The following is an 18,690-nucleotide window of genomic DNA, read 5'->3' as shown; positions in this document are numbered from 1 at the left end:
TCCAGGTGGAGCGTTCGGGGAGCACCGACGAGAGGTTCTACGCGATCGTCACCGACCTGGTCGGCACACCGACCGAGCTGGTGGACGAGTACGGGAACCTGGCGTGGTTCGGGCAGACCACGGCGTGGGGGCTGCCGATCGCCCGCGGTGGCACCGCGGCGACGCCGCTGCGGTTCCCCGGCCAGTACGCCGATCCGGAGTCCGGGCTCAACTACAACTACTTCCGGTACTACGACCCGGAAACCGCACGGTACTTCAGTCCTGATCCGCTCGGCCTCGCCGGTGGCTACGCGCCGCACAGCTATGTGCCCAACCCGCTTACGTGGCTCGACCCGCTCGGGTTGTCCCTTCTCGATGTCATCAAGAACGGGGTGCACATCGTCGTTCACGAATACGACGCCGACAAGCCGGCGCACGCCCATGTCACCGGCCGGGGGCGGGAAGTCAGGATCGGCCCGAACGGTTACCCGCTCCACAACCAGCCAGACCTCTCAAGTCAGCAGAGGCAAATCGTGGAACACTACAAAAAGGAGATCAGGAAGGCCGTCAGGAAACTGGGCAAGCGGAACCAGGCGGCACAGCGGGAGGAAGAGGCAAGGAAAGCCGCCGCCAATAAGCCTTGCGATGGGTGATGAGGGAATGACACTACGCGCGGATCTGACCGCATTGCTCGCGGGCGCCGGGATCGCCGATGTGGACATTGACGAGGCCGTCGCGGACGAGCATGTACGATCCGCTGCTTATCAGCGCGTGGTTTCGGCGGTGGCCGACTCGCAAGACCGCGCGGGTGACCGCGCGATCGTGGCCACGATTCTGCGTGACCCTGAAGAGCTGACCGCCAAGACCGCGATCGTGGCGCTCGTGGACGAGATCGCAAGGAAGGCAACCGATCCCGTCTCTTTCCAGCGGTGGGCCGCTGCCGTCCTGCCGGAACTGGATCGGCTCGAAGCGGAGGGACACCGCGAGTTCATCCGCCAGCGCATTCGCGACTGGCTGTTCTACCTCTCCGTCGAGGACGGTCAAGTGCCGACCCCGGAGGAATTGGCGGAGGTCACGGACTGGATGCAGCGCCTCCTTGCCGAAGAATCGACGTCGGCTCCGGTACTCGGCCTGCTCGCCGAGTCCGGCAGGACCAAGAAGATACGAAACATCGCGAAGAACCGAGTGAGATGACGGCCCCGGTCGTCGCATATGTCGCTGACCGGCAAGGGTGACCCTTCCCACCGCGAGATTCACCGGCCCACCTTGCGAGATCCTCAACTCGGTCAGCCGGGGTTTGGGGTCGTGAGTGTTCCGGCCGGTTCTAACCGGTCTAAACACTCACGACCTCCTTCGGGTGGGTGGATGGCGGTCGGGGGAGGTTTTTCGGGTTGGGGGCAACCTGGGGGTCGTGGGGTGCGTGTTGGTCTCAGGTTGAGCTCTTGAAGGGGAGACTTGGGATGGGTTTGCGCTGGGTGGGGGTTGCTGGGGTGGCTGGGCTCCTAGGGGCGGTCGTTGGTGGGTGCTCTGGGGGTGGGGCTCCCGCGCCGGTTACGAGTGTGACTGTGGCCACGTCGACGGTTACTTCGGCTCCGGGGGCTGATGCGAAGGCTGTTGCCTGGATGGATGGGCTTTGCGGGGCTGTTCATGGGTATCGGCTGGCCGTCAATGAGGATGCGAAGAAGCGGCCGAAGTCCGAGGTGGCTACCGCCAAGACGATTGGGGAGAGTCTGGGGCGGTATGCCGAGCTGGCGGGGAAGGCCGTTGAGGAGCTGAACGCCATCGGGGCTTCGGCTGTGCCGGTGGGGGAAAGTGCCAGGAAGTCCTTTGTGGACAAGTTCACGGCCGCTCGTGATGCCGCTGCCAACGGGAAGGCGAAGCTGGAGGCGGCGAAGGCGGGGGACTCGAAGGCGCTCGATGCTGCCATCGAGGCCATGAACGCCGCGCAGAACGCGGTGATGGAGGCCGTCGATCCGGTGTCGCCCATCGCAGGGTCGCCTGAGCTGATGGCCGCGGCGGCTAGTGCGCCTAAGTGCAAGCCCACATCGTAAGGATCTTGAAGTCGGGCGGGGTTTCGCAGAGACTCCGCGCATGGGAATTCGGGGTGAGCCGGTCCGGCTCGGTGTGGTCGGGCTCGGGGTGATGGGCACGGAGATGGTCGCCGCGGCCCGGTCGTTGGACGAGTTCGAGGTCGTGCGGGTCTTCGATGTGAACCCGGAGGCCGCGGGACGGGTCGACGTGCCGTTCGCCGCGGATGTGCGGGAGATCGTGGAGGCGGGTGACGTCGACGCGGTCTACTTCGCGACGCCGCCGAAGTTCCATGCCGAGCCGGTGATCGCGGCCATCAGGTCCGGTAAGGCCGTGTTCTGCGAGAAGCCGCTGGCCGTCAGCCTGGAGGACGGGCGGCGCATGGTCGAGGCCGCCGGTGAGCAGGGCGTGGCGGCCGCGGTGAACTTCGCGCTGTCGAACCGGGACGCCGTGCTCGAGGTCGAGCGCGCGCTCGCCGACGGGGAGGTCGGCGAGGTGCGGGGCGTCGATGTGCGGCTGCACTTCCCGCGCTGGCCGAGGGACTTCCAGGCGACGGCGACCTGGGTGGCAGGCAAAGAACAAGGCGGGTTCGTGCGCGAGGTGCTTTCGCACTTCGTCTACCTGACGGATCGGCTGCTCGGGCCGCTTGAGGCGGTCGACGTCGGTCTTGACGCGCCTGAGGAGGGCGAGGTCGCGGCACGTGGCCTGCTGCGGGCCGGGGACGTGCCGGTGCACGTTTCAGGGTTCGCCGGGATCGCGGCGCCTGAGCTGTACGAGTGGGTGCTGTGGGGGACGCGGCGGTCCTATCTGCTGCGGAACTGGGCGCAGCTGTTCGTGTCGGACGGCGGGGAGTGGACGCCGGTGACGCTGAGCGGGCCACGGGGATCCGACGCGGAAAGGCTTTCGCTGTTCGCCGAGGCGATCCGGGGCAAGCATCCGCGTGCGCTGGCGGACTTCGCGAGCGGGTTGCGGGTTCAGGAAGTGATCGAGGCCTTCCACGGTCAGCGCTCGTAGCAGCCGCCGAGTGCGGGTTCGAGCAGTGTGAACGCCGACTCGGCCAGTTCCGTCAGTTCGGCGCGCACGGCTTGGCGTCCGGTGCGCTCGCGGATGAGCGCGCGCCCGCGGTGGACCAGGACGCGGTGGGCGGCCGCGAGCTGGGCGGCCACCAGCACGGGCGCCGGGTCGGTGGCGCCCGCTTCCGCGGCGAGCGCGTCCGCCAGTGCGGCTTCGCGCTTTTCGTCGAGTTCGCGTTCGCGGGCGCGCAGGCGCTCGCTGTCGTGGACGAGCTGGGCGAAGCCGGTGGTGCAAAGGCCGTTCAACGGCCGGTTCGCGTCGAGTGAGCCGACGAACTCCCGGTGCAGCGCCCGCAGCGCGGACTCGCCGGGACGCCGATCGCGCAGCGTCTTGGCGAGGCTGTCCACCACGTTTTCGTGGGCGTCGAAGACGAGATCTTCCTTGCGCGGGAAGTAGTTCGTGACGGTCATCTTGGACACGTCGGCCGCCGCGGCGATCTCGGCGATCGTCACGTTCTCGAAGCCGCGCTCGATGAAGAGCAGCGTCGCGACGTGGGCCAGGCGGTCGCGGGTCTCCTGCTTCTTGCGATCGCGCAACCCGACCGCGGCGTGTGTCTCCATGGCATCAGAGGATACGCGCAACTTTAGGCCGCGCCAATAGTTAGGTTTGACATAACTTTTGGATCGGGCTAGCTTTCGGGCTCGACCTAGGAGGGCCGATGACCGAATCCACTTCCCGGCCGCGTGCCGGCCTCCGGCTGATGGCCGTGCACGCCCACCCCGACGACGAGTCCAGCAAGGGCGCCGCGACGCTCGCCAAGTACGCGGCCGAGGGCGCCGAGGTGCTGGTCTGCACCATGACCGGCGGCGAGCGCGGCGACGTGCTCAACCCGGCCATGGACCGGCCCGAGGTCTGGGCCGACTTGCCCAGGCTGCGCCGCGCCGAGATGGAACGGGCCCGCGAGATCCTCGGAGTCGAGCAGCGTTTCCTCGGGTTCATGGACTCCGGCCTGCCCAAGAACGGTGAGCCGGTGCCCGACGGCAGTTTCGCGCTGGAAGACGTCGAGACCGCCGCGACGCCGCTCGTGCGGGCGATCCGCGAGTTCCGGCCGCATGTCGTGATGACCTACGACGAGAACGGCGGCTATCCGCATCCCGACCACATCAAGACCCATCAGGTCACGATGGCGGCGTTCGACGCGGCGGGCGACGCGGAGCGCTACCCGGGAACCGGCGAGGCGTGGAAGCCGCTGAAGCTGTATTACATCTGCGCGTTCAGCAAGGCGTACTTCCAGGCGCTCTACGACGGCATGACGGCCGCCGGGCTGTACTCGCCGCATGCCGAAGTGCTCGCGGGCTGGGACGACTCCATGCGCACCTGGGACATCACGTCCCAGGTCTCGTGTGCCGAGTGGTATCCGACGCGGTTGCGCGCGCTGCTCGCGCACGAGACCCAGGTGAACCCGGACGGGCCGGAACGGTCGTGCCCGCTGGAGATCGAGCAGCGGGCGTGGCCGACCGAGGACTACCACCTCGCCCGGTCCCTGGTCGAGACGACCGTGCCCGAGAACGACCTGTTCGCGGGGGTGATCGCTGATCTTCACCACCGGCGTCCCGAACAGTGTTAGGGTGACGCCATGAGCGAGTCAGGGGGCGCGGTCGAGCTACGGGAGCCCCGCAACCGTGTCAGTCCGAAGGCGAAGCTGTATTGGGCGTGCCGTGCCGCGTTCAGCTGGGTCTTCTTTTTCGGTGCGCAGGTGGTGTGGCTGCTGGTCGACGACGAGACCGGCGCCACCCCGCATCTGGTCGTCTTCCTCGTCTCGGCGGTGGTCGCGCTCGCGCACATCCTCGTCATGCCGCGGTGGCGGTTCGCCGTGCACCGCTGGGAAATCACCCCGGACGCCGTCTACACCCGGTCCGGCTGGCTGGACCAGGAATGGCGGATCGCGCCGGTCTCGCGCATCCAGACCGTCGACAGCGAACGCGGTGTGCTGGAGCGGATGTTCGGGCTGGCGAACCTGACGGTCACCACCGCCTCGTCGGCGGGCCCGATCAAGATCCACGGCCTTGACCAGGAGACCGCGCGGCGTGCGGCGGAGGAGCTCACCGGCAACACCGTCGCCACCGAAGGGGACGCGACGTGACGTCGCCGTGGGCGCCGCCGGAAGCGTCGGCCGAGACCGAGACGGACTGGCGCAAGCTCAGCCCGAAGATGCTGCTGGTGCACCCGCTCAACGAGGTCGTGCGCGCGCTGCCAGGCCTGCTCGCGATCCTGGTGGTCGGCGCGTCGACCGGACGTGGCCCGTGGTGGACGTTGTTCGGCGTCGGGGTGCTGGTGGTGCTCGGCGTGCTGCGCTGGTTCACGACCACGTACCGCGTCACGCCGCGGCAGGTGCAGATCCGGAAAGGCTTGCTGCGCAAGCAAGTGCTGACCGTGTCGACCGACAGGGTGCGCACCGTCGACATCGACGCGCAGGCGTTGCACCGGGTGCTCGGGCTGGCCGCGGTCACCGTCGGCACCGGGCGGTCCGACAAGGGGAACGAGGGCATCAAGCTCGACGCGCTGACCGCCGACGAGGCCCAGCGGCTGCGCGATGAGTTGCTGCATCGGAGTCCTGTCACGGCTGAGACCGACGTCGCCGACCTCAAGCCGCCGGAGACCACGCTCGCCGAGCTTGATCCGAAATGGATCCGGTTCGGGCCGTTCACGCTGTCCGGGCTGGTCACGGTCGGTGTCCTCGGCGCCGCGCTGTCGCGGGTGCTGTCCGAGGCGGAGGGCGACCTCGACCGCTTCGGCCCGCTGCGGGTGCTCTTCCGGCACCTGGAGAACGCGCCGCTCGCGCAGGACATCGCCGAGATCGTCGGGGTGCTCGCCGTGGTGGTGATCGTCGCGTCGACGGCGGGCTATGTGCTGGCGTACTGGAACTTCCGGCTCAGCAGGCATCAGAGCGGCACGCTGCACATCTCGCGCGGGCTGATCAACAAGCGGTCCACGACCATCGAGGAGCGGCGGCTGCGCGGCGTCGAGGTCAGCGAACCGCTGCTGCTGCGGCTGGTGCGCGGCGCGAAGCTGCTGGCGATCACCACCGGGTTGCGCGTCGGCCGCGGCACCGAGCGGGGCGGCACGGTGCTGTTGCCACCCGCGCCCCGTGAGGAAGCCGTTCGCGTGGCGGCAATCGTCGGCGCGCCGGAGCCGCTCAGCGCGGACCTCGTCGAGCACGGCCCGCAGGCCCGCCGTCGCCGGTACACCAGGGCCTTCGCCGGCGCCGCGGTGCTGATCGGGCTGGCTTTCCTCTTGTGGGCCATCGATCTCGTGACGATCGGTGTCGCGCTGAGTTCCCTGATCGTGGTGCCGATCGCGGCCGCGCTGGCGTTCGACCGCTACCGCAACCTCGGGCACGCGGTCGTCGGCTCGGCTTTGGTCAGCGGGCACGGCTCACTCGTGCGGCGGCGTGTGGTGCTCACCCGCGAGGGGATCGTCGGCTGGAACGTGCGCCGGTCGTTCTTCCAGCGCCGCGCCGGGCTGGCGACGCTGACCGCCACAACGGCGGCCGGGCACCAGCACTACTCGGTGCCCGACGTGGAAACCTCCGAAGCGCTCCACGTCGCAGGCGAACTGCTGCCGCTGGTCGGCCAGTTCCTGGTGCCCTCAGCCGAGAAAACCCAGTAGCTGCTTGATCTCCCCGGTGCGCGACTGGACGATCCGGTTCGCCAGGTCCTTCGTCTTGAAGGCCGCGCCGCCCGCCACCTCGGTCTGCGCGAGTTCGACCGCGTTGTGCTGGTGCGCCGTGAGGATGTTGACGAACAGCTTCTCGAACTCCTCCGGCTTGGCCGCCTTCAGTTCGGCCACCTCGTCCGGCGGGGTCAGGCGCGTGCCGCCGTGGTGTGCGTGGATTTCCGGCGCCGCGCCCGCGGTCTGCGGCTGTGCCCAGCCTTCGAGCCAGGCCTTCATGTCCGCGACCTCGTTGACCTGGGTCACGTCGATGGCGTTCGCGAGCACCTGGATCTCGGGGCGCAGCTTGTGTTCCTTGGCCAGCCGCGCGATATCGATGCCCTGCTGGTGATGCGGGATCATCATCTGCAGGAACATCACGTCGGTCTGGTTGAACTCGGTGGCGGGCGCGGCGGGGCCGCCGGACCCGCACCCGGCGAGGGTGAGGAGACCGGCGGCCAGCGCGATGCGGAACTTCACTGCTTCTGCCACAGTGCGGGGACGTTGGGCGGTTCCCAGCCCTGCAGCGAAGTGTGCGCGGTAATGCACTTGTAAGTCGCGCCACCGTAAGTGACCGTCTGGCCGACCGAGTAAGGCGTATTCACCTGCCACGTGCCACCGGCGGGCGGTTGAGACGTCGTCGGAGTGGTCGGCGGAGTGGTGGGAGTGCTCGTGGAGGTCGGCGGTGTCGTGGGGGTTGTCGGGTTTCCGCCACCGATCTGCAAATCGACACACGAATAGAACGCGTTGGCGGTGTCGGCGATGTTCCACCGGGCCAGCAGTTTCTGGCGGCCGGAGAAACCGCTCAGATTGACCGCGTGGGTCTTGGTGGCCCCCGGTTGCGCGCCGCCGTCGTTGAACGAGGCGACCTTGGTGCCGCCGATGAAGTATTCCCAGGTGCTGGTCGCGTGACGCGCGGTCAGCGTCCAGGTGAAGTTGACGGTTCCGCTGACCGAGGTGGTCGGCCAGTTCCTGCTTTCGTCCGCGAGCTGCGCGAATTGCGAAAGTCCGCCATTGCAGCTGGTCAGCCCCTTGGGGCCTTCCACGCTCTGCGGTTCGTAAATGATCGGGCCACAGTTCGAGACCTTGCCTTGTGCGCAGAAGGCCTGGCGGCTCGGCGGTGACGAAACGTAGCCGTGCGCGCTGGCCGTTCCCACCGGAACGGTGATCACGACGATCGGGGCTAGTAATGCCCCAGCGGCGACGGCGAGTTTGCGCTTCAGGTTCATTGCAGGCTCCAAACGGCGGAACAACGGTGTTCGGCGAATAGGGGAGCGGCTCACGTGAATGTGGTCTAGACCATAAGTCCGAATGTCCGTTTGGTCAAGGAATCACGTGCTGTCATCCGACCAAAGTCGCTGAACCGTTCCAGCCCACTGGACATGCTCTTGCCGGGTCGTTGCGGAGAGCGCACCGGTGCGGATTATCGCTAGGTGAGAAACCTGTCGCGCAATTTCGCGGACCATTACCCGGCGTGGTCCGGAATAGACGGTCGAACCCGGTCGGCGATCCTTCTCGAACACTGTTAGATTAATGTTTCGGGTTATGGAAGGAGTGTTATGGCCCTGGTGCGCGAAGAGGTCGTCAAGACGGCCTTGCGGTTGCTCGACGAGGTCGGGCTGGAGAACCTGTCGCTGCGCAAGCTCGCCAGGGAACTCGGCATCCAGGCGCCGACGCTCTACTGGCACTTCAAGAACAAGCAGGATCTGCTCGACGAGATGCACGCCGCGGCCATGGCCGCCATGGACGGCCTCGACGGCGCGCCGGGGCCCGGAGCCGAGTGGGATGCCTGGCTCGCCTGGATGGCCCGGCGGATCCGCCGCGGCATGCTCGCCCATCGCGACGGCGCGCTGCTCGCGAGCGCGGCCCGGCCGATCGGGGAACGCTGGGAGCACGTCGAAAGCGTCCTCGAGATGCTCGGCAAAGCGGGCTTCACACCGGACGCCGCGTTGCGCGGGATCGGCGTGCTGACCGACTTTGTGCTCGGCACGACGCTCGAAGAGCAGCAGGCGGCCAACCGCGCGGAGGTGCCCGCGGCGCCGGATCCGGCGAGGTTCCCGGCGGCGCACGCGGCGGTGCTCGCCGCGAGTGACCACGACCGGCGCTTCGAGCACGGGCTGGCGCTCATCCTCGACGGGATGCGAGCGTCCACATCGGAGCGATGATCGGCTTCCGATAGGCCAACCGGGTGCCTCGGGCCGGGCCGATGACTCGGCTATTGGGGTGAAACAGGGAAAAGCCGGGCCGGGACTGCGGGTGATCGTCTTCGGCACCGGAGCCGGTCGCCCGGTGCCCGGAATCCGATCCTGGTCTGCGCAAACCCGGTTTTTGGTCGCGGGGACCAAGATTTTCGGCAAAGCCGTGCTGTGCGCACAGTGGAACCCGACTGTCACAGTGGGAGTGTGATTGGCGACGCGGTGTGATTATCCGTGTCGTTGGTGCAGGTGAAGCGGGGGCCGCGGTGAGCGTGACGAACCTTACTTGGTGCGGCGGAGCGGCGTACGGTGAGCCTGTGCGCGTTATTCGCAACGAAGCCGCCGACGAATCGGCGGAGGTTGCGGAGACGGTGACCGCGATCGCCTCCGCGATGAGCGCGAACCTGCCATCCATCGCCGAGGATCTGCGCGGCAGGCTGTCCGCCGAGATCGAGTACCTCGGCGGCGATGAGCGATTGCTGCAGGCGCTGTCCGCGAGCGTCGAGGCCAACGTGGCCACTTTGCTTTACGTGCTGGGACATCGCACCGATGTCACGCGCGCGGAGACCCCCGCAGCGGCCGTCGACTACGCGCGGCGATTGGCCCAGCGCGGCATCCCGGTCGACGCGCTCGTGCGGTGCTATCGCCTGGGACAGGACAGTTTCCTGCGCTGGTGCCTCGAGGAACTCAAGCACCAGAGCGGCGAGGGAACGGTTGTTTCCGCTGCGGCGCAAGAACTTGTGGGCGTCACGTCCGCGTACATCGACCGCGCGACGCAGCGGGTCGTCGCGGAATACGAGGACGAGCGCGACCGCTGGGCGCTGAACCAGGGCGCGGTCCGCGCGGCCAGGGTGCGGGATCTGGTCGAGGGCCGCAACCTCGATCTGGACGCGACCGAGAACGTGCTCGGCTACCGGCTCCGGCAGCAGCATCTCGGGCTGGTCCTGTGGGGCGACCGCGACACCGCGGGCGAAAGTCTTTTGCCGACACTGGAACGCGTGGTGCGCACGCTCGGCGAGCGGCTCGGCTGCCTCATCCGCCCGCTGTTCGTGCCCTGGGACGAACTGAGCGCGTGGGTCTGGCTGCCACTCGGCCAGCGCGCGGGCTGGGACACCGACACGATGGCCGCGGCGGCCGACCTCGGCGAGACCCCGGTGCGGGTCGCCGTCGGCGCGCCCGGCGGCGGGGTACGCGGGTTCCGGCGGTCACACCAGCAAGCCATTCAGGCACAGGCAGTAGCCGTCGCGGGCCGCGCACCCGCGCCGTCGTTCACCGCTTTCGGTGACGTCGGGCCGGTCGCGCTGATGTGTTCAGACCTGGAAGCGACCCGTCACTGGGTCCAGGACGTGCTCGGTGATCTGGCGCTCGACGACGAGCCGCACGCGCGCCTCCGAGAGACCGTGCACGCCTTCCTATCGTGTGGCGGGAGCTACGCCGCTGCGGCCGTCCAGCTGGGAATTCACAAGAATTCCGTGCAGTACCGGCTACGCAAGGCCGAAGAGGTCCTCGGCTGGTCGATCCGCGACGACCGGCTCAACGTCGAGGTCGCGCTGAGCGCCTGCAGATGGCTGGGAAAGTCCGTCCTGCTCGCTGAGTTGGGCTAATCGTTTGATCTCGCTTTGGCACGACGTTAGGACATTCGGGTGGTCGAGTGTCATGCTGAGGTCCCGACCATGGCCCGCCGCGATCAGTGTCGCGGGCCGGAAGAAGGTGCTAGATGACCTGGGCTAGGCATTCCTCCCCGACGGAAGAGCAGGGTCTTCTCGCGGGAATCCGCGCCGAAGAACACGCACACATGTCAGTGCAGAACGGCCGCGCGGCCCGCACCGTGGCAGGACACGCCTCGGATGCGATCGAGTGCGCGGAATTGCTCGCCATGCTGGGCCTCGAGGCCGCAGAGGGCCGCCGCGCGGCTCACGCCGGCTGACCCCCGATCCGGCGCGTCAGCTCCTGCGCCGTCTTCCCGACCTCCCCCGCGAGATCAGGCCACGTTTCAGCGCACCCTTCGGTAGCACAGTGATGCCGGAGGGTGACGCTGATGGCCGCCAGCGGCCGTCCGCCGTGATCGAAAACGGGGCAGGCCACCGAAGCGAACCCCTCGGTGACATTGCCGTCCTCCACCGCCCAGCCGAGCCTGCGCTCGGCGGTCAGCGTCCGGCGGAGTTCGGCGAGACTCTTGGGGCCTCTTTGGGTCCGCAACACGAAAGCGCTTGCGGATGGGAAAAGCGCGCGCACGTGCGGCGCTTCGAGATGCCTGAGTATCGCGCGGCCGGACGCGGTCAGCTGCGCGGGCAGCCGCACGCCGACCTCGGTCACCAGCGTCTCGGGTTTCACGGGCCGTTCCTTGATGAGGTACAGGGATTCGTTGCCGTGCAACACACCCAGGTGCGCGGTGTGCCCGACCTTGTCGACCAGCTTGCGCAGCAACGGCCCGGCGAGCCGTTCGAGCGGATCATGCCTGAGGTAGGCCGAGCCGAGTTCGAACGACGCGATGCCGAGGCCGTACCGGCGTTCCGCGGGCAGGTGCGCCACGAACCCGGCTTCGGTGAGTTCGGCGAGCAGGTGATAGGTCGTGGAGCGCGGGAGTTCCAGCTCCCTGGCGATGGTCGCCGCGCTCACCGGCCCGGGCCTGCTGGCGAGCACCCGGAGTATCGCCAGCCCATGCCTCAGTGCGGGCACATCGCTGCTCCTGCCCACGCGCTCACCTCCCGTTAGCCCGAAAGCCACTTTCGTCAGATGCCATACCCCGAAAGCCACTTTTGTCAGATCGCACCTGACGAAAGCCACTTTCGGGGTATCGCGAGCCTTCGTCTGGGATACCAGACGGAAGACGCCTTCGGGTGATGTTCACCCGGGTGGGCGGGGTTGTCCAATAGGGGCATGCCGGAAAAAGTGTTACTGGGGTCGGAGCCGCTCAGCGCCGAGCAGGTGGTCGCGGTCGCGCGGGAGTACGCGCCGGTCGGGCTGACCGGGGCCGCCGAAGCCAGGCTCGCCGAGAAACGCCAGCACATCGAAGACCTCGCGCATGCCGTCACGCCCACGTACGGCGTCAGCACCGGGTTCGGCGCGCTCGCCACCCGGCACATCCCCCGCGAGAGCCGGACGGCGCTGCAGCGCAGCCTCATCCGCTCGCACGCCGCCGGTGCGGGCGCGCCCGTCGAGACCGAGGTCGTCCGCGCCCTCATGCTGCTCAGGCTCCGCACGCTCGCCAGCGGGTTCACCGGCGTGCGGCCGGGTACCGCGAACACGCTCGCCGCGCTGCTCAACGCCGGGATCACCCCGATCGTGCACGAGTACGGCTCGCTCGGCTGCTCCGGTGACCTCGCGCCGCTCGCCGCCGTCGCGCTCGCGCTGATGGGGGAGGGCGAGGTCGAGTACAACGGCGACATCGTCAACGCCGCCGACGCGCTCGAGCACGCGGACATCGAGCCGGTCGTGCTCGCCGAGAAGGAGGGCCTCGCGCTCACCAACGGCACCGACGGCATGCTCGGCATGCTGCTGCTCGCCGCCGCCGATCTGCGCAAGCTCCTCGACATCGCCGACATCACCGCCGCCATGAGCGTCGAGGCGCTGCTCGGCACGGACCGCGCGTTCGCCGCCGACCTGCAGGCGCTGCGCCCGCACCCCGGGCAGGCCGAGAGCGCCGCGCGGATGTTCGCGGCGCTCCAGGGTTCCAAGATCGTCGAGAGCCACCGCGGCCCCGACTGCAACCGCGTCCAGGACGCCTACTCGCTGCGGTGCAGCCCCCAGGTCCACGGCGGCGCCCGCGACAGCCTCACGCACGCCGAGCTCGTCGCGAGCCGCGAGCTGGCGTCCGCTGTGGACAATCCGGTCGTGCTGGAAGACGGCCGGGTCGAGTCGAACGGCAACTTCCACGGCGCGCCGGTCGCCTACGTGCTCGACTTCCTGGCGATCCCGCTCGCGGACGTCGCCAGCATCGCCGAGCGCCGCACCGACCGGATGCTCGACAAGACGCGCTCGCACGGCCTGCCGCCGTTCCTCGCGGCCGACCCCGGCGTCGACTCGGGGCACATGATCGCGCAGTACACCCAGGCCGCCGTGGTCAGCGAGCTCAAGCGGCTCGCGGTGCCCGCGTCGGTCGACTCGATCCCGAGCAGCGCCATGCAGGAGGACCACGTCTCGATGGGCTGGTCGAGCGCGCGCAAGCTGCGCAAGGCCGTCGACGGGCTGACCACCGTGCTCGCCATCGAGCTGCTCACCGCCGCCCGCGCGCTCGACCTGCGCGCGCCGCTGGAGCCGTCGCCGGTCACCGGCCGGGTCCGGGATCTGCTGCGTACCAAGGTCGAAGGCCCCGGGCCCGACCGTCACCTGGCGCCGGAGATCGCCGCCGCCGAAGAACTCGTCCGTTCCGGCGCCGTGCTCGACGCCGCTGGGATTTAGCGGGCTTTATCCCGGAAAAGCGCCGGGATAAAGCCCGCTAAATCCCGCTCATCTGGAGGAAACATGACCAGCACCGCCCGCCCGGTCCGCGCCGCCCGAGGCACGCAGCTGACCGCCAAGAACTGGCAGACCGAAGCCGCGCTGCGGATGTTCCACAACAACCTCGACCCCGAGGTCGCCGAGCGCCCCGACGACCTGGTCGTCTACGGCGGCACCGGCAAGGCCGCCCGCAACTGGGCCAGCTTCGACGCCATCACCCGCGAGCTGACCTCGCTGGAAGCCGACGAGACGCTGCTGGTCCAGTCCGGCAAGCCGGTCGGCGTGTTCCGCACGCACGAGTGGGCGCCCCGTGTGCTCATCGCGAACTCCAACCTCGTCGGCGACTGGGCCACCTGGCCCGAGTTCCGCAGGCTGGAGCAGCAGGGCCTGACCATGTACGGCCAGATGACCGCGGGCTCCTGGATTTACATTGGCACGCAAGGCATTCTGCAGGGTACGTACGAGACTTTCGCCGCTGTCGCGAAGAAGCGCTTCGGCGGCAGCCTCAAAGGCACCCTGACCGTCACCGCCGGCCTCGGCGGTATGGGCGGCGCCCAGCCGCTCGCCGTCACCATGAATGACGGTGTCGCGCTCTGCATCGAGGTCGACCCGCATCGCGCGCACCGCCGCGTCGAGACCCGGTACCTCGACGAGGTGGCCGACGACTTGGACGACGCGATCCGCCGCGTCGAGTCGGCCAAGAAGGAAAAGCGCGCTCTGTCCGTCGGTGTCGTCGGCAACGCCGCCGAGATCCTGCCGGAGCTGCTGCGCCGGGGTGTCGAGGTCGACATCGTCACCGACCAGACCTCCGCGCACGACCCGCTTTCCTATCTCCCCAAGGGCATCAGCGTCGACGACTGGCACGACTACGCCGCCAAGAAGCCCGACGAGTTCACCGACCGCTCGCGCGAGTCGATGGCCGACCACGTCGACGCCATGCTCGGCTTCCTCGACAAGGGCGCCGAGGTCTTCGACTACGGCAACTCGATCCGCGGCGAGGCGAAGCTCGGCGGCTGTGAGCGCGCGTTCGACTTCCCCGGCTTCGTGCCCGCCTACATCCGCCCGCTGTTCTGCGAGGGCAACGGCCCGTTCCGCTGGGCGGCGCTGTCCGGTGACCCCGAGGACATCGCGGCCACCGACCGCGCGATGCTGGAACTGTTCCCCGAGAACGAATCCCTCGCCCGCTGGATCCGCCTAGCCGGGGAACGCGTTGCCTTCCAAGGACTTCCGTCGCGCATCTGCTGGCTCGGCTACGGCGAGCGTCACCTCGCGGGCCTGCGGTTCAACGAGATGGTCGCCAGCGGCGAGCTCAAGGCCCCGGTCGTCATCGGCCGCGACCACCTCGACTCCGGCAGCGTCGCGTCGCCGTACCGCGAGACCGAGGGCATGGCCGACGGCTCCGACGCCATCGCCGACTGGCCGCTGCTGAACGCGCTGGTCAACACCTCCTCCGGCGCCAGCTGGGTGTCCATCCACCACGGCGGCGGGGTCGGCATGGGCCGCTCCATCCACGCGGGCCAGGTCAGTGTCGCCGACGGCACCGCGCTCGCCGCGCAGAAACTGGAGCGCGTGCTCACCAACGACCCGGGCATGGGCGTCATCCGCCACGTGGACGCGGGCTACGACCGGGCTTCCGATGTCGCCGACGAGCGCGGCGTGAAGATCCCGATGAAGGGCACCGAGTGACCGCGACTTCGCTGCTGGGCGAAATCGCCGACGTCGGCCGCGATCGCAAGCGCGGCGGGTACTCCCGCCACGCTTTCGATCAGGCCGAGGGAGAGCTGCGCACCTGGTTCGTCGAGCGTGCGCAGCGCCTTTCGCTCGACGTCGAGACCGACCGCAACGGCAATATATGGGCCTGGTGGGGCACCCCGGGCCCGGACGCGGTCGTCACCGGCAGCCATCTCGACTCGGTACCCGGCGGCGGCGCCTTCGACGGCCCGCTCGGCGTGGTCAGCGCGCTCGACGCGGTGGAGATCTTGCAGGCCAAGGGTTTCCGGCCGGGCAAGCCGTTCGCGGTCGTCGTGTTCGCCGAAGAAGAGGGCGGACGTTTCGGCGTCCCGTGTCTCGGTTCGCGCCTGCTCACCGGGACGATCGACGCCGACAAGGCGCGGGCGCTGAAGGATCCCGACGGCATCACGTTCGCCGAGGCTTCGGCCAAGGCCGGACACGATCCCGAGCGGTTCGGCGCCGACCCCGAGGCGCTCGGCCGCATCGGCCGGTTCCTCGAACTGCATGTCGAACAGGGTCGCGGTCTCATCGACCTCGGCTCGCCGGTGGCCGTCGGCGACACGGTCATCGCGCACGGCCGCTGGCGGTTTTCCTTCTCCGGACAGGGAAACCACGCGGGTGCGACGCTGATCGGCGACCGCCACGATCCGATGCTGCCCGCCGCCGCCGTGGTCGGCGCGGCCCGCCGCGTCGCGAAGGCGACCGGCGACGGGCGCGCCACGGTCGGCCGTCTCGTGCCGACACCCGGCGGCACGAACGTCATCGCGTCCACTGTGGACCTCTGGCTCGACGCGCGGGTGCCCGGCGGTGACCGGACGCGTGCGCTGGTGGCCGAACTCAGCGCGCTGGCGAAGGAAGCCGCCGCCGAGGAGGGCTGCCTGGTCGAGATCGCCGAAGAGTCCTATTCGGACACGGTGACCTTCGACGCGAAGCTGCGCGACGACCTCGGGAAGTGGCTCGGCGGCGCGCCGGAGCTGCCCACCGGCGCCGGGCACGACGCCGGGATCCTCGCCGGGTTCGTGCCCGCCGGAATGCTGTACGTGCGCAACCCGACCGGCGTGAGCCACGCGCCCGAGGAGTTCGCCGAAGCCGAAGACGTCGACCACGGCGCGCGGGCGCTGGCGACCGTTTTGGAGCACATGTCGACATGACGACACTGTGGTGTGAGTACGCGTGGCTCCCGGACGGGGTCGCGAGTGAGGTCCTGATCAAGGTCGAGGGCGACCGGTTCGACTCCGTGCTGCCCGGCCAGCCGCGCGAGGGTCACATCCTCACCGGGCTGACCGTGCCGGGCATGGCGAACGGCCATTCCCATGCCTTCCACCGGGCGCTGCGCGGCCGCACGCACCACGAGCGCGGGACGTTCTGGACGTGGCGCGAGCGGATGTATTCGCTCGCCGCCAGGCTCGACCCCGACGCGTACTACCGGCTCGCGCGCGGCGTCTACGCGGAGATGGTGCTCGCCGGGTACACCAGCGTCGGCGAGTTCCACTACCTGCACCACGCGCCAGGCGGCACACCGTACGCCAACCCGAACGCGATGGGCGCCGCGCTCGAACGCGCCGCCGCCGACGCCGGGATCCGGTTGACCCTGCTCGACACCTGTTACCTCGCGGGCGGCATCGGCGTCGCCCCCGATGAGGTCCAGCGGCGCTTCTCTGACGGCTCCGCCGAGCGCTGGGCCGAGCGGGCCGGCGCGCTCGAGGAGACCGACGGCTTCCGTGTCGGCGCGGCCATTCACTCGGTCCGCGCGGTCCCCGCCGACCAGATCTCCTTGGTACGCAAGCAGGACAGGCCACTTCACGTGCACCTGTCCGAGCAGCGCGCCGAGAACGAGCAGTGCCTCGCGGCGTACGGCCTCACCCCGACCGGCCTGCTCGCGGAGCACGGCGCGCTCGGCGAACGGCTCACCGCCGTGCACGCCACGCACCTCACCGAAAGCGACATCCGCCAGCTCGGCGCCGCGCGGGCCCGCGCGTGTTTCTGCCCGACGACCGAGCGGGATCTCGGCGACGGCATCGGCCCGGCGCGTGCGCTGCTCGACGCCGGGGTCGGGCTCTGCCTGGGCAGCGACAGCAACGCCGTCGTCGACGCTTTCGAGGAGACAAGGGCGCTGGAGCTGAACGAACGCCTGGCCAGTGAGTCACGCGGACGGTTCAGCGTCGACGAGCTGATGGCGGCCGCGACCGACCACGCGGCCATCGGCTGGGACGAGGTCGGCGCGCTCGCCGCGGGCCACGGCGCCGATCTGGTCAATATCGATCTCGACTCGATCAGGACCGTGGGCACCGAACCTTCGGGTACGGTCTACGCGGCGTCTGGGGCGGATGTGCGCGACGTGCTCGCCCGAGGCCGCTGGGTCGTCCGCGACCGCGTGCACCTCACGGTCGAAGCACCGGAATCCGTGCTGGCGAAGGAGATCGACGCACTGTGGCAACACTCGTAACCGGGATCGGCGAGCTCACCACCAATGACCCCGAGCTGGGGAAACTGACGAATGCCGCATTGGTGTTTTCGGGTGACCGGGTCGTCTGGGCGGGAGCGGCCGCCGACGCGCCCGCGGCCGACGAGCGCGTCGACGTCGAAGGCCGCGCGGTGCTGCCCGGATGGGTCGACAGCCACACGCACCTCGTCTTCGCCGGTGACCGCACCGCCGAGTTCGAGGCCAGGATGGCCGGGAAGCCGTACACGGCGGGCGGGATCGCCGTCACCGTCGGCGCCACGCGCGCCGCGTCCGACGAGGAACTGGCCGCGAATCTGCGCCGTCATGTCGACGAGGCCGCTTATCAAGGCACCACGTGTCTGGAGACCAAGACCGGGTACGGCCTGAACGTCGAAGACGAGGCCCGCTCGGCGCGGATCGCCGCCGAGGTCGCCGACGAGGTGACCTTCCTCGGCGCGCACCTGGTGCCGCCCGGCGCGGACGCGGAATCCTATGTGGATCTCGTCTGCGGCGACATGCTCGACGCGGTCGCCGGCCAGGTCCGCTGGGCGGACGTGTTCTGCGAGACCGGCGCGTTCGACGAAGCGCAGACCGCGCGGGTGCTCAAGGCCGCTCAGGAACGCGGGCTCGGTTTGCGAGTGCATGGGAATCAGCTCGGCGAGGGTCCCGGTGTCCGGCTCGCCGTCGAATTCGGCGCGGCCAGTGTCGACCATTGCACTTATTTGACAGATAACGATGTCGAAGCCTTGGCGGCTTCGGAAACAGTCGCGACCTTGTTGCCCGCCTGTGATTTGTCGACCAGGCAACCGCTTGCTCCCGCACGCAGGCTGCTCGACGCCGGGGCGACCGTGGCGTTGGCTAGCAACGCGAACCCGGGCAGTTCGTACACGACCTCGATGGCGTTTTGTGTGGCTACGGCCGTTTTGCAGATGCGCATGACCATCGACGAGGCCGTATGGTCAGCCACCGCGGGCGGCGCGGAAGCCTTGCGCCGCGAGGACGTCGGCGTGCTCAGCGTCGGCGCGCGTGCCGACTTCCAGGTTTTGGAAGCGCCTTCGGTCACTCATCTGGCTTACCGCCCGGGGGTACCTTTGACAAAGAATGTCTGGCGGCTCGGGCAACGGATTCGTTGAGCCGTAAGCGAATTCA

18 protein-coding genes are annotated in these 18,690 nt (G+C 69.0%); 14 read left to right on the top strand and 4 right to left on the bottom strand.

The features are described from left to right. Nucleotides 1-5 precede the first annotated feature (5 nt). The 4 genes from BLV57_RS33360 to BLV57_RS33345 all read left to right on the top strand — a co-directional run bounded on the left by BLV57_RS33360 (nt 6) and on the right by BLV57_RS33345 (nt 3,021). Complete coding sequence (locus tag BLV57_RS33360; protein ID WP_091295955.1) at nt 6-632, top strand: RHS repeat-associated core domain-containing protein; 627 nt, start codon at nt 6-8, stop codon at nt 630-632. A gap of 7 nt (nt 633-639) precedes the next feature. Continuing rightward, a complete protein-coding gene (locus tag BLV57_RS33355; RefSeq protein WP_091296068.1) occupies nt 640-1,173 on the top strand; it encodes a hypothetical protein in 534 nt (177 codons plus the stop codon). 371 nt (nt 1,174-1,544) lie between these two features. Further along, entirely contained in the window at nt 1,545-2,030 is a 486-nt protein-coding gene (locus BLV57_RS33350) for a hypothetical protein (protein WP_143047213.1), read from the top strand. 40 nt (nt 2,031-2,070) lie between these two features. Next, complete coding sequence (locus BLV57_RS33345) at nt 2,071-3,021, top strand: Gfo/Idh/MocA family protein (RefSeq protein WP_218134933.1); 951 nt, start codon at nt 2,071-2,073, stop codon at nt 3,019-3,021. On the opposite strand, the gene BLV57_RS33340 is transcribed toward BLV57_RS33345, so the two are convergent. After that, nucleotides 3,009-3,641 (bottom strand): TetR/AcrR family transcriptional regulator, encoded by a 633-nt coding sequence (locus BLV57_RS33340; protein ID WP_091295950.1) that lies wholly within the window; start codon nt 3,639-3,641, stop codon nt 3,009-3,011. The genes BLV57_RS33345 and BLV57_RS33340 overlap by 13 nt on opposite strands. Nucleotides 3,642-3,739: 98 nt before the next feature. On the opposite strand from BLV57_RS33340, the gene mca reads away from it, so the two are divergent. From mca to BLV57_RS33325, 3 genes are read left to right on the top strand one after another with little or no spacing between them, the layout of a single operon-like run. Further along, nucleotides 3,740-4,648, top strand: coding sequence for a mycothiol conjugate amidase Mca (mca, locus tag BLV57_RS33335; protein ID WP_218134932.1), 909 nt, complete (start codon nt 3,740-3,742; stop codon nt 4,646-4,648). Between the two features lie 9 nt (nt 4,649-4,657). Continuing rightward, a complete protein-coding gene (locus BLV57_RS33330) occupies nt 4,658-5,164 on the top strand; it encodes a PH domain-containing protein (RefSeq protein WP_091295947.1) in 507 nt (168 codons plus the stop codon). Continuing rightward, a complete protein-coding gene (locus BLV57_RS33325) occupies nt 5,161-6,690 on the top strand; it encodes a PH domain-containing protein (RefSeq protein ID WP_245757620.1) in 1,530 nt (509 codons plus the stop codon). Before BLV57_RS33330 ends, BLV57_RS33325 begins: the two co-directional genes overlap by 4 nt. On the opposite strand, the gene BLV57_RS33320 is transcribed toward BLV57_RS33325, so the two are convergent. After that, complete coding sequence (locus tag BLV57_RS33320) at nt 6,670-7,224, bottom strand: DUF305 domain-containing protein (RefSeq protein ID WP_143047212.1); 555 nt, start codon at nt 7,222-7,224, stop codon at nt 6,670-6,672. The genes BLV57_RS33325 and BLV57_RS33320 overlap by 21 nt on opposite strands. After that, nucleotides 7,209-7,961 carry a lytic polysaccharide monooxygenase gene (locus tag BLV57_RS33315; protein ID WP_091295942.1) on the bottom strand — a complete coding sequence of 251 codons (753 nt, stop codon included), beginning with the start codon at nt 7,959-7,961 and terminating at the stop codon, nt 7,209-7,211. Before BLV57_RS33315 ends, BLV57_RS33320 begins: the two co-directional genes overlap by 16 nt. Before the next feature lie 330 nt (nt 7,962-8,291). Here BLV57_RS33315 and BLV57_RS33310 point away from each other — a divergent pair, with 330 nt between their 5' ends. Continuing rightward, nucleotides 8,292-8,897: a TetR/AcrR family transcriptional regulator C-terminal domain-containing protein gene (locus BLV57_RS33310; RefSeq protein WP_091295939.1), complete on the top strand. Its 606-nt coding sequence runs from the start codon at nt 8,292-8,294 to the stop codon at nt 8,895-8,897. A 347-nt stretch (nt 8,898-9,244) separates the two neighbouring features. After that, a complete protein-coding gene (locus BLV57_RS33305; protein ID WP_091295936.1) occupies nt 9,245-10,531 on the top strand; it encodes a PucR family transcriptional regulator in 1,287 nt (428 codons plus the stop codon). Between the two features lie 310 nt (nt 10,532-10,841). Here BLV57_RS33305 and BLV57_RS33295 read toward each other — a convergent pair whose 3' ends face one another. Continuing rightward, nucleotides 10,842-11,624: an IclR family transcriptional regulator gene (locus BLV57_RS33295; protein ID WP_091295932.1), complete on the bottom strand. Its 783-nt coding sequence runs from the start codon at nt 11,622-11,624 to the stop codon at nt 10,842-10,844. Between the two features lie 183 nt (nt 11,625-11,807). Between BLV57_RS33295 and hutH the strand changes: the two genes are divergently transcribed. From hutH to hutI, 5 genes are all read left to right on the top strand, one after another. After that, nucleotides 11,808-13,328, top strand: a complete 1,521-nt coding sequence (gene hutH / locus BLV57_RS33290) for a histidine ammonia-lyase (protein ID WP_091295929.1) — start codon at nt 11,808-11,810, stop codon at nt 13,326-13,328. Nucleotides 13,329-13,391: 63 nt separating this feature from the next. After that, nucleotides 13,392-15,053, top strand: a complete 1,662-nt coding sequence (hutU, locus tag BLV57_RS33285; RefSeq protein ID WP_091295927.1) for a urocanate hydratase — start codon at nt 13,392-13,394, stop codon at nt 15,051-15,053. After that, nucleotides 15,050-16,249, top strand: coding sequence for an allantoate amidohydrolase (locus tag BLV57_RS33280; protein WP_091295925.1), 1,200 nt, complete (start codon nt 15,050-15,052; stop codon nt 16,247-16,249). The genes hutU and BLV57_RS33280 overlap by 4 nt, the downstream gene beginning before the upstream one ends. Next, the gene (locus BLV57_RS33275; RefSeq protein ID WP_091295922.1) at nt 16,246-17,544 is read left to right on the top strand and encodes a formimidoylglutamate deiminase; all 1,299 of its coding nucleotides are present in this window, start codon (nt 16,246-16,248) and stop codon (nt 17,542-17,544) included. The genes BLV57_RS33280 and BLV57_RS33275 overlap by 4 nt, the downstream gene beginning before the upstream one ends. Beyond that, entirely contained in the window at nt 17,529-18,674 is a 1,146-nt protein-coding gene (gene hutI / locus BLV57_RS33270; RefSeq protein WP_091295919.1) for an imidazolonepropionase, read from the top strand. Before BLV57_RS33275 ends, hutI begins: the two co-directional genes overlap by 16 nt. Nucleotides 18,675-18,690 lie beyond the last annotated feature (16 nt).

Origin of the sequence: Amycolatopsis xylanica, from assembly GCF_900107045.1 — a bacterium.
Taxonomy (GTDB): Bacteria; Actinomycetota; Actinomycetes; order Mycobacteriales; family Pseudonocardiaceae; genus Amycolatopsis; species Amycolatopsis xylanica.
This window is presented reverse-complemented; position numbering and strand designations above follow the sequence as displayed.